This window comes from Micromonospora sp. NPDC005220 (assembly GCF_040607895.1).
Taxonomy (GTDB): domain Bacteria; phylum Actinomycetota; class Actinomycetes; order Mycobacteriales; family Micromonosporaceae; genus Micromonospora.
The window spans coordinates 157,379-172,708 of sequence record NZ_JBEXHP010000003.1; the positions used below are offsets into that span (position 1 = coordinate 157,379).

13 protein-coding genes, 1 tRNA gene and 1 other RNA gene are annotated in these 15,330 nt (G+C 70.1%); 12 read left to right on the top strand and 3 right to left on the bottom strand.

Annotated elements, in window-relative coordinates:
- Positions 1-34 precede the first annotated feature (34 nt).
- On the top strand, positions 35-544 hold the full coding sequence (locus ABZU52_RS02670) for a hypothetical protein (RefSeq protein WP_354969352.1): 510 nt from the start codon (positions 35-37) through the stop codon (positions 542-544).
- 68 nt (positions 545-612) lie between these two features.
- Here the strand turns inward: ABZU52_RS02670 and ABZU52_RS02675 are convergent, their stop codons facing one another.
- Positions 613-1,752 carry a hypothetical protein gene (locus tag ABZU52_RS02675; RefSeq protein WP_354969353.1) on the bottom strand — a complete coding sequence of 380 codons (1,140 nt, stop codon included), beginning with the start codon at positions 1,750-1,752 and terminating at the stop codon, positions 613-615.
- 291 nt (positions 1,753-2,043) lie between these two features.
- Here ABZU52_RS02675 and pruA point away from each other — a divergent pair, with 291 nt between their 5' ends.
- The 9 genes from pruA to ABZU52_RS02720 all read left to right on the top strand — a co-directional run bounded on the left by pruA (position 2,044) and on the right by ABZU52_RS02720 (position 10,246).
- Complete coding sequence (gene pruA / locus ABZU52_RS02680) at positions 2,044-3,672, top strand: L-glutamate gamma-semialdehyde dehydrogenase (RefSeq protein WP_354969354.1); 1,629 nt, start codon at positions 2,044-2,046, stop codon at positions 3,670-3,672.
- A gap of 176 nt (positions 3,673-3,848) precedes the next feature.
- Positions 3,849-4,364: a PadR family transcriptional regulator gene (locus ABZU52_RS02685; protein ID WP_354969355.1), complete on the top strand. Its 516-nt coding sequence runs from the start codon at positions 3,849-3,851 to the stop codon at positions 4,362-4,364.
- Positions 4,365-4,485: 121 nt separating this feature from the next.
- Positions 4,486-5,607: a peptide chain release factor 2 gene (prfB, locus tag ABZU52_RS02690; protein WP_354969356.1), complete on the top strand. Its 1,122-nt coding sequence runs from the start codon at positions 4,486-4,488 to the stop codon at positions 5,605-5,607.
- A 118-nt stretch (positions 5,608-5,725) separates the two neighbouring features.
- Positions 5,726-6,406, top strand: a complete 681-nt coding sequence (gene ftsE, locus ABZU52_RS02695; RefSeq protein ID WP_030331491.1) for a cell division ATP-binding protein FtsE — start codon at positions 5,726-5,728, stop codon at positions 6,404-6,406.
- Positions 6,407-6,473: 67 nt separating this feature from the next.
- Positions 6,474-7,349, top strand: a complete 876-nt coding sequence (gene ftsX / locus ABZU52_RS02700) for a permease-like cell division protein FtsX (protein ID WP_354969357.1) — start codon at positions 6,474-6,476, stop codon at positions 7,347-7,349.
- Between the two features lie 148 nt (positions 7,350-7,497).
- Positions 7,498-7,977, top strand: coding sequence for an SsrA-binding protein SmpB (gene smpB, locus ABZU52_RS02705; protein WP_354969381.1), 480 nt, complete (start codon positions 7,498-7,500; stop codon positions 7,975-7,977).
- Between the two features lie 104 nt (positions 7,978-8,081).
- Positions 8,082-8,457, top strand: a transfer-messenger RNA (tmRNA) gene (gene ssrA / locus ABZU52_RS02710).
- A 280-nt stretch (positions 8,458-8,737) separates the two neighbouring features.
- Positions 8,738-9,247, top strand: a complete 510-nt coding sequence (locus ABZU52_RS02715) for a hypothetical protein (RefSeq protein ID WP_354969358.1) — start codon at positions 8,738-8,740, stop codon at positions 9,245-9,247.
- Between the two features lie 45 nt (positions 9,248-9,292).
- On the top strand, positions 9,293-10,246 hold the full coding sequence (locus ABZU52_RS02720; protein ID WP_354969359.1) for a hypothetical protein: 954 nt from the start codon (positions 9,293-9,295) through the stop codon (positions 10,244-10,246).
- A 6-nt stretch (positions 10,247-10,252) separates the two neighbouring features.
- Here the strand turns inward: ABZU52_RS02720 and mdlC are convergent, their stop codons facing one another.
- Positions 10,253-11,848, bottom strand: coding sequence for a benzoylformate decarboxylase (gene mdlC, locus ABZU52_RS02725; RefSeq protein WP_354969360.1), 1,596 nt, complete (start codon positions 11,846-11,848; stop codon positions 10,253-10,255).
- A 322-nt stretch (positions 11,849-12,170) separates the two neighbouring features.
- Between mdlC and ABZU52_RS02730 the strand changes: the two genes are divergently transcribed.
- Positions 12,171-12,761: a YqgE/AlgH family protein gene (locus ABZU52_RS02730; protein WP_354969361.1), complete on the top strand. Its 591-nt coding sequence runs from the start codon at positions 12,171-12,173 to the stop codon at positions 12,759-12,761.
- Positions 12,762-12,849: 88 nt separating this feature from the next.
- Positions 12,850-12,922, top strand: a tRNA-Ala gene (locus ABZU52_RS02735).
- A gap of 98 nt (positions 12,923-13,020) precedes the next feature.
- On the opposite strand, the gene ABZU52_RS02740 is transcribed toward ABZU52_RS02735, so the two are convergent.
- Positions 13,021-15,096: a cellulase family glycosylhydrolase gene (locus tag ABZU52_RS02740; protein ID WP_354969362.1), complete on the bottom strand. Its 2,076-nt coding sequence runs from the start codon at positions 15,094-15,096 to the stop codon at positions 13,021-13,023.
- Positions 15,097-15,330 lie beyond the last annotated feature (234 nt).

Genomic DNA, 15,330 nt, shown 5'->3' on the forward strand with positions numbered 1-15,330 from the left:
GCCGCCGGTGGAGGACGACGCGGGGAGACGACCGGTGACCGACGAGATTGTCCGGGTGTACGTGCCGGCGACCGTACCGATGCTGGCCCGGCTGCGTGAGGAGGGGCTGGCCGCCGATCAGGCGCACGCAGTGACCCCGGCGCTTCGTGAGTGGTACGCCGAGGGCGACGAGGAGGAGTTGGAGTACGTCGCGTTCACCCGGGCCGCCCAGGACGCCCTGCACCTGCTGCGGGCCGACCCGACCGCGCCTCGTCGTCGCGTTGTCGTTTCCGTCGACCTGCCGTCGGGAGCGATCGGGCGCGGCGACGGTGAGCTGGGCTCCAGCACTGTGGCGTTGACCGGTATCGTGCCGGCGGGCGCGGTGGCGGCCATCCACGTGGACGGCGCGGACGCGGTCGAGGAGGTCGGCGCGGCGGCCGACGTGGTGGCCGAGGCGGCGGCTGGTGACCCCGACGCCCAGTTCACCGTTGACGGCGCCGAGGACCACGAGCTGGAGTGGTACGACGTGACGGAGCTGGACCAACTGCTCCGCGCGGCCGACTGAGGCGGACGCCGGACGCCGGACGCCGGACGCCAGACGCCTGACGCCGGACGCCGGGCACGTGTCGGGCGTCAGCGAGCCGGATCCGCCTTCGCCGGGTCCGCGTCGAGCGTCTCAGCCGCGTCGAATGTCTCGGCCGGGTCCGCGTCGAACGCCTTGGCGTAGCCCGGCTTGTCGTCCGCCGGCTCGACCTGGTCCGGGACCTGGTCCGCGACCGGGTGCGGGCCGTCGGCCGGTTCGTCGTCGTCGCTGTGGGCCGGGCCGAGCGTGCGGCCGAACGCGATGAGCGCGGTCAGCGCCCCCACGAAGAGCACCCAGATGCCGTTGTCCACCCGCGAGGTGCCCAGTGAGGTCTGCGCCACCGCGTCCGCCTCACTGAGCGCGCTGGCGAGGTCGAGCAGCGACCGGCCACCGATCCGGATGATCACTTCGGCGAGCAGCAGAAGGAGACCCGGCCCGGCGCCGGCGAGCAGGTACGCCGGCCAGCGCAGCGCCGGGGCCTCGGAGTCGCGGCGGACGGCTCGACGCCGCGCCCAGGTCAGGTAGCCGAAGGCCAGCAGCCCGGCCAGCAGCCCGGCGACGAGCGATTCGGTACGGGACACCCACTTGGCCGCATTGATCAACGATTCCTGGCTGTCGCCGGCACCGAAGAGGTCGAACAGCGGGTCCCGGGCGCGGCTGAACGCGACCACGAAGATCAGCGTGCCCAGCGCGGCGGTGACCACTGCACCGACCGCCGGGGCGGTCCGGGCGCCGGCCAGTGCGCCCCCGATGATCGCTGCGGCGGCGGTGGTACCGGCGATCACGTTGGTGGTTGACGTGTCGAAGTAGGTGAGGTTGATCGCCACCGCGGCGGCGAGCCCGACCAGCATCCCGCCGCCGATCGCTCCGGCGAAGCGCAGCGTGGCCCAGTCGCCGTACCGGCGGGCCAGCAGGTTGCCACCGGCCAGCGCGACGGCCGCCCCGGCCACCAGCGCGGCGGAGATCACGCCGGGCAGGGCGAACGCGGAGAGGCTGATCGCGGTGACCCCGGCCGCCGCCGAGGTGATGGCCTCCCGGGTGGACCACAGCATGGCGGCCAGCCACCCGAGCGCCAGCAACGCGAGCACTGCGGCGCCGGGCGCGGGCAGCGGCCGACTGCCGGCGCTTGTCGCGTCGACCGCCGGCTCGTCCGACTCAGCGGCCGGGACGCGGCCGGGCTGCTTGGTCATCGTCTCCCCTTCGAGGCGGCAGGTCACCGACCATTCAGGGTACGCGGGCCCGCTGGGCTGGCTGTCGCCCCGGGACAGCGGGACGGATCGAGGCCGGTAGGTAAGGGGAGGAGGGGTGGGGCGGTCCTTGGCGCAGGGCGATGGCCGAGGCGGGGCGTGCGGCCCGTCGTGGGAGAATCACGGGAGGTCCCGCCGCTGCTCGGCCCCCCGTGCGGCGTCCGGTGTCCGACCGTCCGGTCGGTGCCTGCGGGTCCGGTTTCGCCACTGCTGTCGAGATCGCCAGGAGCCTTGATGGATGCCGTGTTCTCCGTTCCCGAGCCGCGCAACGAGCCGGTTCGCAACTACGAGCCGGGCAGTCCCGACCGGGACCGGCTCCAGCGGCGGCTGACCGAGCTCGCCGCCGAGCGCATCGACCTGCCGATGACCATCGGCGGTGAGCAGCGGATGGCCGGCGGTGACCCGATCAACGTGGTGCAGCCGCACAAGCACGCCCACGTGCTGGGCGTGACCGCGCACGCCACCCACGACGACGCGCGTGCCGCTACCAAGGCGGCCAAGGACGCCGCGCCGATGTGGCGTGCGTTGCCCTTCGAGGAGCGCGCCGCGATCTTCCTGCGCGCCGCCGAGCTGCTCGCCGGTCCGTGGCGCGACACCCTCAACGCCGCCACCATGCTCGGCCAGTCGAAGACCGCGATCCAGGCGGAGATCGACGCGGCCTGCGAGTTCATCGACTTCCTGCGGTTCAACGTGCACTTCGCGCGTCGCCTGCTCGAGGAGCAGCCGGCGTCCTCGCCCGGCGTCTGGAACCGCTTCGACCACCGCCCGCTGGAGGGCTTCGTCTACGCGGTCACCCCGTTCAACTTCACCGCCATCGCCGGCAACCTGCCGTCGGCGCCGGCGCTGCTGGGCAACACCGTGGTCTGGAAGCCGGGCCCGACTCAGCAGTTCGCCGCGCACTTCACCATGCGGCTGTTCGAGGCCGCCGGCCTGCCGCCTGGCGTGATCAACATGGTCACCGGCCGAGGCGAGGAGGTCTCCGACGTCGTGCTCGCCGACCCGGATCTGGCCGGCATCCACTTCACCGGTTCGACAAAGGTCTTCCAGCAGTTGTGGCGGACCGTGGGCGACAACATCGCCCGTTACCGGGGCTACCCCCGGCTGGTCGGCGAGACCGGCGGCAAGGACTTCGTCGTCGCGCACAGCAGCGCCGACGTGGACGCCCTGCACACCGCGCTGATCCGGGGCGCGTACGAGTACCAGGGCCAGAAGTGCTCGGCCGCCTCCCGGGCGTACGTGCCGCGCTCGATCTGGGAGGGTGGCCTGCGCGACCGCCTGGCCGCGACCACCGACTCGCTGACGTACGGCGACGTCACCGACTTCCGCAACTTCGGCGGCGCCGTGATCGACGACAAGGCGTTCGCCCGGCACACCGCCGCGCTGGAGCTGATCGCTGGCGACGACAGCTGCCGGGTGCTGGCCGGTGGCACCGCCGACGACTCGGTCGGCTACTTCGTGCGACCCACGCTCTTCGAGTGCGGCGACGCCACCCACGAGACCTTCACCACCGAGTACTTCGGTCCGATCCTGGGTGTGCACGTGTTCGACGACGCCCGTTTCGACGAGGTCGTGGCGCAGGCCGAGTCGATCGCCCCGTACGCGCTGACCGGCTCGGTGTTCGCCAACGACCGCCGGGTGGTCGAGTCCGTCGGCGAGCGCATGCGGTACGCGGCCGGCAACTTCTACATCAACGACAAGCCGACCGGCGCGGTGGTCGGGCAGCAGCCCTTCGGCGGCGCCCGCGCCAGCGGCACCAACGACAAGGCGGGCTCCTGGCTCAACCTGGTCCGCTGGATCTCCCCGCGGACGATCAAGGAGACCTTCGTGCCGCCGACCGACCACACGTACCCCCACATGGGCTGACCGGCGACGATCCGCCGGCGGCGCGCGTGGCGCCGCCGGCGGACGCCCGGAATGCCGCAATCCATCGATAGTCCTCAACGGACAGTCTGCCGCCGACAGTGCACTTAGGAAGTCCTGTTGGGTGGCAAACCGGCAAATCCTGGACGCCGCGTGCACAAAGTGGCAGCGTAGTGGGCATGGCGGATTCCGGAGTCAACCCTACGGCGGCGGCCCTGCTCGGCCTCCTCCACGAGGGCCCGATGACAGGCGGTCAGCTGATGGCCGCCGCTGAGCGCCGTCTGGCGCCGTACTGGTCGATGACCCGCAGTCAGGTGTACCGCGAGTTGCCGGTGCTGGCTGAGCGGGGTTTCGTGCGGCTCGGCAGGCCGGGTCCGCGAATGAGCCAGCCGTACGCACTCACCGCCAGCGGAAAACGGACGTTTTCCCGCTGGCTCGCGGAGAACCCGGGGCGGGACACCATCCGCAACCCGATCGCGCTGCGGATGGCCTTCGGCAACCTGCACTCCGCCAGCCAGCTCAAGGGCCTGTACGCCTCGGCCAACGAATACCACACCGAGGCCCTCGCCCAGGTCCGGGAGCAGGTCAAAAACGCCAAACGGGACGGCGACACGTACGACGCCAGCGCGCTGGAGTTCGCCGTCGCCTACCACAAGGCTGCCCTGTCGTGGTTGAAGTCCGCCCCCGTCGGGTGATCTCCGGCAGATTCGCCGACAGCAGACGAGCTGCGCAGCCTGCACTGGCGCAGGGCCGATTTGGCGCGGACCTGTGGGGCTCGCAAGCTCACTCCTCGTCCGCGCAGTACGCTTGTCTGTCGTGACCGCTGCCGATTACGCCGAACAGCTCAAGGAACTCGACGCGACCCTGCGAAACATCGAGGCCGTCCTCAACATTGACCGGCTCCACGAGGACAAGGCCCGCCTTGAGCAGGAGGCCTCCGCCCCCGACCTCTGGGACGACCAGGCCAAGGCCCAGCAGGTGACCTCGCAGCTGTCGTACGTCAACGGCGAGATCAGCAAGCTGGGCAGCCTGCGGTCCGGCCTCGACGACGCCCAGGTGCTGCTGGAGCTGGCCGAGGCCGAGGCCGACCCGGGCGTGCTGACCGAGGTCGAGTCGGAGATCACCGGGCTGACCAAGGCCATCCAGGAGATGGAGGTCCGCACCCTGCTCTCCGGCGAGTACGACTCGCGGGAGGCGCTGGTCGCCATCCGGGCCGGCGCGGGTGGCGTGGACGCCGCGGACTTCGCCGAGATGCTGCTGCGGATGTACCTGCGCTGGGCGGAGCGGCACGGCTACCCGACCGAGGTCTACGAGACCTCGTACGCCGAGGAGGCGGGCCTGAAGTCGGCCACCTTCGCGGTCAAGGTGCCGTACGCGTACGGCACGCTCAGTGTCGAGTCGGGCACGCACCGGCTGGTCCGGATCAGCCCGTTCGACAACCAGGGTCGTCGGCAGACCAGCTTCGCGGGTGTCGAGGTCCTGCCGGTCACCGAGCAGACCGACCACATCGACATCCCGGAGAACGAGGTACGGGTCGACGTCTACCGCTCCTCCGGCCCGGGTGGGCAGAGCGTCAACACCACCGACTCGGCGGTGCGACTGACCCACATCCCGACCGGCATCGTGGTGACCTGCCAGAACGAGAAGTCCCAACTGCAGAACAAGGCCTCCGCGCTGCGGGTGCTCCAGGCCCGGCTGCTGGAGCGTAAGCGCCAGGAGGAGCAGGCCAAGCTCGAAGGTCTCAAGGAGAACGCGGCCGGCTCGTGGGGCGACCAGATGCGGTCCTACGTCCTGCACCCGTATCAGATGGTGAAGGATCTCCGAACTGAGCAGGAGACCGGCAATCCGAGCGGGGTCTTCGACGGCGACCTGGACGGTTTCATCGAGGCGGGCATCCGTTGGCGCAAGCGGCGGCAACTCGCCGGCGACGGTGCGTGACGGCCCGCGGGCGGAGCGCGTCATCGATCTCCAGGTAGGAGCCTGATTCGACGACTCGTGCCGGATCGGCGGGGCGTGGGGCTTGGCTCAGTTGTTACACCGCGTAGACTCACCACCCGTGATTCAGCTTGAGCAAGTGACGAAGACGTACCCGAAGGCGTCCCGGCCTTCGCTCGACAACGTGTCCGTCTCGATCGAGAAGGGCGAGTTCGTCTTCTTCATCGGTCCATCCGGCTCCGGCAAGTCCACGATCATCAAGATGCTGCTGCACGAGGTGGCCCCCAACAAGGGGCGCGTCGTCGTCAACGGCAAGGACGTCACGTCGATGCGTTCCTGGAAGCGACCTCACTTCCGGCGCTCGATCGGCTGTGTCTTCCAGGACTTCCGGCTGCTGCCCAACCGCACCGCCTACGAGAACGTGGCGTTCGCCCTCGAGGTGATCGGCAAGACCAAGGCGGTTGCCCGCCGGGTCGTGCCGGAGGTGCTGGAGCTGGTCGGGCTCGGTGGCAAGGAGCACCGCTACCCGCATGAGCTCTCCGGTGGTGAGCAGCAGCGGGTCGCCGTCGCCCGGGCGTTCGTGAACCGTCCGCTGATCCTGTTGGCGGACGAGCCCACCGGAAACCTGGACCCGGACACCTCGATCGAGATCATGCGCCTGCTGGACCGGATCAACCGCACCGGCACGACCGTCGTGATGGTCACCCACGACTCCAACATCGTGAACCAGATGCGCCGCCGCGTCGTTGAGATTGAGAGCGGTCGCATCGTGCGTGACCAGGCCCGCGGCGTCTACGGGTGAGTCGGCGCTCCACCCCTGCGCAGCCTGACGACGAACACTTCATGCCGGAGACCCGGAGGAAATCCCGATGCGCGTGAAATACGTCCTGTCCGAGGTACTGGTCGGACTGTGGCGCAACGTGACCATGTCCATCGCGATGATCATCACGATGGCGGTTTCGCTGACCATGCTCGGCGCCAGCGGTCTGATGTACCGCCAGGTCGACGACATGAAGGACCTCTACTACAAGAACATCGAAGTCTCGATCTTCTTGACTCAGGAGGTGACCGAGCAGGAACGCACTGACCTGCAGACCAAGCTCGACAGCGACCCCCTGGTCAAGGATGTCCTCTACGTCAACAAGGACGAGGCGTACAAGCGCTTCAAGGAGATGTACCAGGACGCACCGGACCTGGTGAACGCGGTCAAGCCGGACCAGTTGCCCGAGGCGTTCCGGCTCAAGCTGAACAACCCGGAGCAGTACAAGGACGTCTACGACCAGTACAAGGACACGGCCGGCGTCGAGGAGATCATCGACCAGAGCCGACTGCTCGACAAGATCTTCAACATCCTCACCTCGATCCAGAACATCGCCCTGGCGGCTGCCATCGTGATGGCGATCGCCGCCCTGCTGCTGGTCGCGAACACCATTCAGGTGGCCGCGTACAGCAAGCGGCGTGAGGTGGCGGTCATGAAGCTGGTCGGCGCGTCCAACTGGTTCATCCAGGCGCCGTTCGTGCTGGAGGCCGTGGTGGCCGGCCTGATCGGTTCACTGCTCGGTCTGGTCGCCCTGGTCGCGGCGAAGTATCTGCTCTTCGACGGGTCGTTGAGCGCGTTGCAGGGTCTGCTCTCGCCGATCACCTGGGGCGACCTCCTGTTCATCTTCCCGTTGATGGCTGGCGTCGGTGTTCTGGTCAGCGCGGGCACCGCCTGGGTCACCCTGCGCTTCTACCTGCGGGTCTAGGCACCGTACGGGTCGTCCCGTCGTCTCCCGAGGACCCTCCCGCAGCCGGAAATAAACGGCGCGGGAGGGTCCTTGTGATTCGGGTAGCATGATCGGTTGTCCGGCCGGGGTGAGCCCGGCCGCGGACGGAGGAGAGGGGGTGGCACCGATGCCACGGGAAAAGGGGCGCAAGGTGGTCGCCTCCAACAAGAAGGCGCGCCACGACTACGCGATCCTCGACACGTACGAGGCGGGCATGGCGCTGACCGGCACCGAGGTCAAGTCGCTGCGGGCCGGGCGAGCGTCGCTGGTCGACGCGTTCGCGCAGGAACGTGACGGCGAGTTGTACCTGCACTCGATGCACATCCCCGAGTACACCCAGGGCACCTGGACCAACCATGAGCCCAGGCGCACCCGTAAGTTGCTGCTCAATCGGGGTGAGATCGACAAGCTGCTCGGCAAGACCCGCGAGGGCGGTTTCACCATCGTTCCGTTGCAGGTCTACTTCTCGGACGGTTGGGCCAAGGTCGAGATCGCCCTGGCCAAGGGCAAGAAGTCGTACGACAAGCGTCAGGACCTCGCCAAGCGCGACGCGGACCGGGAAATCGCCCGGGTGTCCGGTCGACGCGGCAAGGGAATGGACGACTAGTTCATCCTGTTTGTCCGGGTCGGCGTGCCGGCCCGGGGCTCGGGATGAAAGCTGTTGCGCCAGGCGTTAGTCTTGTCAGTGCCGCCACATCGGCGGCCTGTCGAGGGGGTGACTGGTTTCGACTTCGTACGCAGCGACAGGGGAAGCGAGCCGAGGAAGCCGACGTCGTCTCGAGAATCGGTCGTCGGAAACTTATAAGCGCCAAGAACAATCGCGCTGACTTCGCTCTCGCCGCCTGAGGCGAGTAGCTAAGTCTGTCGGCCTGGGAACGCCTTCGTCCCAGTAGCCGGCATCAGCTAGGAGGCTGGCCAATCGGACCCGGTCGCGGGGTCCGTGCGGCGAGATTAATCAGCGACTGGGCCCGTCACACCAACTTGCTCGCGTGAGCGGTGGGGCCGAGTAGAGGCACAGCGAGCTGCGCTCGGAGAAGCCCTGACAAACCGGCGAAGGACCCGGGTTCGATTCCCGGCACCTCCACCACCTCGAACGAAGCGCCCCGGCCCACCAGCCGGGGCGCTTCGTTGTGTGGACAGGGTCCTCGCTGCCCCCTGTGACCACCCAGGAGCCGGCCGGCGGACCGCGGGTGCTGAGACCGGCGTACGTCCCACCGGGTCCGTACGGCGCACAGGGCCGGGACGGGTGTGGCTGGTGGTGTCGCTGCGTCCAACGGGGCAGATGAGCCGATCCAGGGCCCTGGACAGGGTAGGTCGGGCAGGCTCACCATCGCGGTATGGGATAGCAGCGCCGCGCGGGAGGTGCCATGGTCACCGGTCCGGTCCAGCAGCCGTCACTCGTCGCCCGACCGCCTGCCGCGCATCCGGCGGGGCTGTCCGCCGAACCCCATCCCGTCGGTCTCCCCGGTGAGCCACGCCCGGCCGGCCTCGCCGGTGACGTGCACGCCCTCGGCCGGGCCGTCGCCGGCACCACCACCGGGCCGCGTTGGCGCGACGACGTCCTCCTCCGGCTACGTCCGGTGCGCCAGGGCTTCGCCGAGCACGTCCGGGTCACCGAGGGCCCCAGTGGCCTCTACCGGGAATTGCTCACCCAGTCGCCGCGACTGGACCACGGCGTGCGGCTGCTGACCCGGGAGCACGCGGCGATCGTCGCCGCGATCCTGGCGGTCCAGCAGATCGCCGAACGGCCGGAGACGCACCCGGACGAGCTGAGGCACCGGGCCGGGCACCTGCTGCGGACGTTGGCCCGGCATCGGCGCCGCGGCGCCGACCTGCTCTGGGAGGCGTACCAGATGGATCTGGGTGGCGAGACCTGAGCGCGGGTCGGGAACCGGCCGGTCGACGGGGGCGTCGAACCGTACATGAATCGGCCTGCCCTGCTGCTCGTGCTCCCCTTACTCCTGAGCGCGGGCTGTGCCGCGACCGGCGTCGGTCCGGTCGACGCCGTCCGCAGCCCCGAGGGCCGCGTCGAGGCGTTCGACCAGCGGGCCGCCCAGGTTGCCGAGGCGTGGCGGCCCGGCCCCGACTGGCGCACGGGGTACGTGCCGTTGGAGGGGCCGACGCTGCTCACCGGTGACCCGGGCTTCACCCCCGACACCGAGGCGGCCTTCCGGTCCGGCTGGTACCGGGAGGAGGTTCCGATACCGCCGACCCGGGTCGGCGGCGAGATCCGATTCACGGACGGCCGGCTGACACTGCCGTTGGTCAGCGCCGCTGAGGCGTACCGGCAGCTCGACCAGGGTGACCCGTTGCCGTGCCCGGGGCGGCCGAAGCGGCCCGGCCGGCCCACCCCCGGCGGCCCCACAGTCGAGCCAGGGCCCGACGGGTGGGCCACCAGCACCACCCAGACCGCCTGTCTCCCGCTCACCGTCACCGGTGTGACGTTCGGTGCCGTGCCGGTCCGTACCAGCCGGGGTGTGGCGCAGGTTCCGGCCTGGCTCTTCACCATCAGGGAGCTGGCCACTCCGGTGGCCCGGCTCGCCGTCGCGCCGACGGCGGTAGCGGCTGTCCCCGAGCCCACCGCGCCGGCCCGGCCGCTGCCGGACGGCCTGGTGGCGGCCCAGGACCTGGCCGCCGTCGACGACGCCCGGTTGACCGTGCGGCTCGGCGTCGGCGCGTGCGACACCGGGATCACGCCGTTGGTGTGGGAACGGCCGGACGTCGTGGTGGTCGGTGGCGGTGTCACCCGGGCCACCGGCGAGTGCGTCGCCATGCTGAAACTGGAGCCGGTCACCGTCACCCTCGCCGCGCCGCTGGGCGCTCGGCCGGTGCTGGACGTCTTCACCGGCGCCCCGCTGTCGATCGCACCGCGCTGACTCGGCTCAGAGGATGCTGGGCACGTCGGTGCTGATCGGCACCGCCAACACCGTGGGACGGTCGGCGGGCAGCCCGGCGGCGAGCGCCGCGCCGAGCTGATCGGGGGTCTCCACCACCTCGCTGGCACAGCCGTAACCGGCCGCGACCGCGAGGATGTCCAGACCTGGCAGGTCCAGGCCGGGCACCCCGGGAGTGTGCTTCAGCTCGGCGAACGCCTTGAGGATCGCGTACTGCTGGTTGACCGGGACGACGACCACCACCGGCAGGGCCAGGCGCGCGGCCGTCCAGAGCGCCTGCACCGAGTAGTGGAACGAGCCGTCGCCGACCACCGCCACCACCGGGCGACCGCGCCCGGCGTCCCGCTCGGCCAGGGCGACGCCGATCGCCGCCGGCAGGCCGTAGCCGAGGCCGCCGCTGGCCATGGTGAAGTACGACGCCGGGCGGGTGATCCGTAGCTGACGACGCAGCGCGGACAGATTGGATGGTGACTCCTGGACCAGCACGCCGTCGGTCGGCCAGTGCGCGGCCAGCGCGGCGAACAGGGCGTCGGCGCTCAGTGGGATGCCGACCTCGGGCGGTGGTGGCGCGTCCCGTCCCGTGGGTGCCGGCCGGTCGCTCGGCGGCACCCGTTCGACAAGCGCGGCCAGGGCCAGCCCCGGGTCACTGAGCAGACTGTCACCGACCGGGGCTCGCGCCGCCTCGTCCGGGTCGTCCGTGATGTGCAGCAGCCGGGCGCCGTCGGGCAGGTAACCGCCCGGAACGTACGGGTAGTAGCGGAACACCGGGGCGCCGATGACCAGCACCGTGTCGTGTCCGCGCAGCGCCTCGGCGAGGGGGCCGATCGCGTACGGCAGCACGCCCCGGAAGTGCGGATGGTCCTCGGGGAACACGGCCCGCTCGGGGGCGGGGGCCGACCAGACCGGGGCGGCGAGCCGCTCGGCCAGCGTCACCGCGGCCGGCCAGCTCGCGGAGCGGTCCACCCCCGGCCCGTACACGAGCACCGGGTTGCGGCTACCGGCCAGCACCCGGACGAACTCGTCCAGCCGCTGCGGGTCCGGTGCGAACCGGGTGGCCACCGTTCGCGGCGCGGGCGGTGGGTCGGCTGGCTGGGCCCAGTCGTCCATCGGCAGGGAGAGGTAGACCGGCCCGGCCGGTGGCTGCACCGCCGTCGCGTACGCCCGCAGCATCGCCGCGGGGATGTCCTGCGCCCGGGGCGGCTCGTACGCCCATTTCACGTAGGGCTGCGGAAGCTCGGTGGATCGGCGGTTGGTCAGCCGGGGTTCGAGGAGCAGCATCTCCCGGGTCTGCTGGCCGGCGGTGACGATCAGCGGGGTCTTGTTGTGCCAGGCGGTGACCAGATTGCCCAGGCCGTTGCCGGTGCCCGGGGCGGTGTGCAGGTTGACGTGGGCGACCACGCCGCTGGCCTGGGCGTAGCCGTCGGCCATCGCCACGGCCGTCGCCTCCTGCAGCGCGTGGACGTAGTGGAAGTCGGAGGGGAAGTCCTGGAGGAACGGCTCCTCGGTGGAGCCGGGGTTGCCGAAGACAGTGGTGATCCCAAGGGTGCGGAGCACGTCGTACGTCGCGTCCCGGACAGTTGCCATCGCCACCCGCCTCCGTGTCGCGGGCAGGGGCAACCGCGGTCGCCCTCCCGATCAGCCGAATCTATCGGGATGTGACGGACCTTTCGGGCGTTTCTCGGCCGTCGGTGGTCCTGACCCGTCGATCACCGCGAGGTCTGCCGTCGGGTGCGTCGGCCCTTCGTCTCAACTGTCCGATCACCCGCCGGTCAGACCTTAGCCAGCGCCCGGGACGCAGGCTATGGTGCCAGGCATGGCGTTGACAGCGCGGCTGAACCCGATGCGCCGGGTGGATCCGGTCGATGACCGGCCCCCGGCGCGGGCTCACGGTTGACGGGTGTGTGGCATGCAGGGAGAGGGCCAGGCGATCGGCGGACGAGCGATGGAGTCGATGACCGGGCGGCTGCTGGTCGCGACTCCGGCGCTCAAGGACCCCAACTTCGACCGTACGGTGGTGCTGCTGGTCGCCCACGAGCCGGGCGGCGCGCTCGGCGTGGTGCTGAACCGGGCCACCGAGGTGCCGGTGGCCGAGGTGCTCGGTGACTGGAGCGACCTGGCCCGCCACCCGGCGGTGCTCTTCGAGGGCGGCCCGGTGCAGCCCGACTCGGCCATCTGCCTCGCCCGGATGCGGCACCCGATGCGCCGGCTGAAGGGCTTCCACCAGGTCTCCGGGGCGGTCGGCACGATCGACCTCTCGATCGACCCGGAGCGGCTGCGGGAGAGCATCGGCGGCATCCGGGTCTTCGCCGGCTACTCCGGCTGGGGCAGCGGTCAGTTGGAGCAGGAGATCGCCGACGGGTCCTGGTTCGTGCTGGATGGGCTGCCCGGGGACGCCTTCGTCGACCGGCCCGACGACCTGTGGCCGATGGTGCTGCGCCGGCAGGGCGGGATGATGGCCGCCGTCGCGCACTTCCCGCCGGACGTGGCGCTCAACTGAGCCGGTTCGGCGGGGACCCCCGCGAGATGACCATGCGGGCCGGTCTGTGTATAGTTTCCCAGTGCCCGGGCGACCGGGACAACAGCAAGGGGCCGTGGCGCAGCTGGTAGCGCACCACACTGGCAGTGTGGGGGTCAGGGGTTCGAGTCCCCTCGGCTCCACCTTGCGAACGCGGTTCAGCGGCCCGGTTGATGATCATCAACCGGGCCGCTGACTGTCGTCCTGATCCATCCCCGGGGTCCGGGTTCGTGCTACGGCGTCAGGCGGGACTTCCGGTGACCGACGTCCCGGTCTTCGTCACGCGGTACGTGACCTGTGTGCCGCTCCAGAAGTGGAACGTGAGAGTGACGGCCGCGCCGTCGTTGACCTCGGCGAAGAACTCCGGCTTCAGCAGGATGGTGTTCGCGCTGTAGTCGGGTTGGAAGTTGCTCCAGAACTCCTTGTACGAGGTCCAGTTGGCCGGGCCGGCGGGGCTGCCGTCGGCGTACTTGGCCTCCATGGTGGCGAGCTGGTCACCGCGGAACTGGGTGGGGATGACGAAGGAGCTGGTCGTCCCGTTCGCCGCGGTCTGCGTCGGCGGGTCGTAGGAGATGATGCTGATGGGCCACGGCACGCCCTGCGAGAAGGTCGCCTCGAGGTTGGCGTTGACGCCCGGGGCGCGGTTGCCGACCAGGCGGGTCAGCGCGACGTTGGTCAGGGTCAGCGTGTTGCCGGAGACGGTGTAGTCGCTGCCGCTGGCCAGGACGGTGCTGCCCTGTCGCAGGCTGCGGAACGAGGCGCCGTTGAGGTTCAGGGTGAGCGACTTGCTGGTGATGGTGCCGGTGCGGCGGACGTAGATCTGGTCCGACGACGCCGTAGCCGAGCGGGTGGTCCAGCTCGCCTTCATGAGCGCGTACAGGCCGGGGTCCCGCCACTGCAGGTCGTTGCGGTTGAGGAACGAGCCGGCGTCCCAGAGGACGGTGGTGAGCTTTCGGATCCGCGCCTGGTAGCCGACGGCCTCGAAGAACTTGAGCAGCTCACCGCGCTCGATGATGCCGGGTCGGGTGTAGTCGTAGCTGAGCAGGGCCCACTCGCCGACGATCACCGGGATGCCCTTGGCGACGAAGGTGTTGTGCACCCGGTCGAAGCCGTCGATCATGTCCTGCTCGACGTTGGAGTCGTAGCGGGTGCCGCCGGCGATGTTGACGCTGAACGGCCACCATCCGTAGAAGTGGACGGTCGCCGCGATGTTCCTGTCGCCCAGCTGGGCGATCGTGGTCGCCAACGCGTCGAGCTGGGCCTGGTTGGAGTTGGTGTTGAGGGTGGGCAGCACGAGTAGTCGGGTGGCGTTGTTGCCGCCGGACTGGCGCAGGAGGCGGACGAACGCGACGTTGAGTTCGCGCAGCACCTCGTCACTCTGGGCGTCGCCCGAGGTGCCGGCGAACTGCGGCTCGTTGATGCTCTCGAAGACGAGCTTCGACGAGTGGCTGCGGAACGAGGTGGCGATCTGGGTCCACAGCGCGGTGTACCGGTTCATGACGGTCGTACGGTCACCGGGGTAGGTGTTGATCCACTGCCAGGAGTCGTGATGCAGGTTGACCATCACGTACAGGCCCTCCGCCAGTGCCCAGTCGACGATCTGGCGGACGCGACTCAACCAGACGGCGTCGATCGTGTACGTCGGGGCGGGGCCGTGGTGGTTGCTCCAGGTCACCGGGATGCGGATGCTGTTGTAGCCCTGCGACTTCACCTGGTGCAACAGGGCCTGGGTGACCAGCGGGTTGCCCCAGGCGGTCTCGTCGGGGATGGCGTCGAGGGTGTTGCCGAGGTTCCAGCCGGGCTGCATCGCCGCGACCGTCGCCATCGCGTCGCCGCCCGACGGCGGGGGATCGGTGGGGGTGGGTGTCGGAGTCGGGGTCGGCGTGCCCACGGTCCCCGTGCACGTCACCCCGTTGAGGGCGAACGACGTCGGTGCGATGTTGCCGCCCGACCAGGATCCGTTGAAGCCGAAGGAGACCGTCGCGTTCGTGGCGATGGCCGCGTTGTAGCTCATGTTCTGCGCGGTGACCTGGTTGCCCGACGACGTGACCGTCGCGTTCCACGCCTGGGTGACCCGCTGGCCGGACGGGAACGTCCAGGTCAGACTCCAGCCGTTGACCGCGTCGCCGAGGTTGGTGACCTTCACGTCCGCGGTGAAGCCACCCTGCCACTGCGACGGCACGGTGTACGCCACCTGGCAGCCGGCCGCCGCCTGGGCGTTGCCGGCGACCATCAGGCCCGCTGTCAGCAGCATGACCACTGCGCCGACGACGAGGGCGACCCGTCGGCGTGCCGTTCGGATGTACTGCGAATTCATCAGGAGGACTCCTCGCCATGATGGCGCCTGGTGGTGATCCGGGCCTCCCGGCGGCGTGCGCCGGCGTGCCGGATCTGGAGAGATGTGCGGAGTTCGGCTCCCGGTGAATCGGGCGGTCAGCCTGACCCGGTGGCGTGCGAGTGCCGACCGGGACGCCCGGAGTGACCTGCCTTGTTGCCCGTGGGCCGCGTCAGCGGCCGGCGCGGGTCGAGTCGAAGCGTAAAAGCGTGCCCT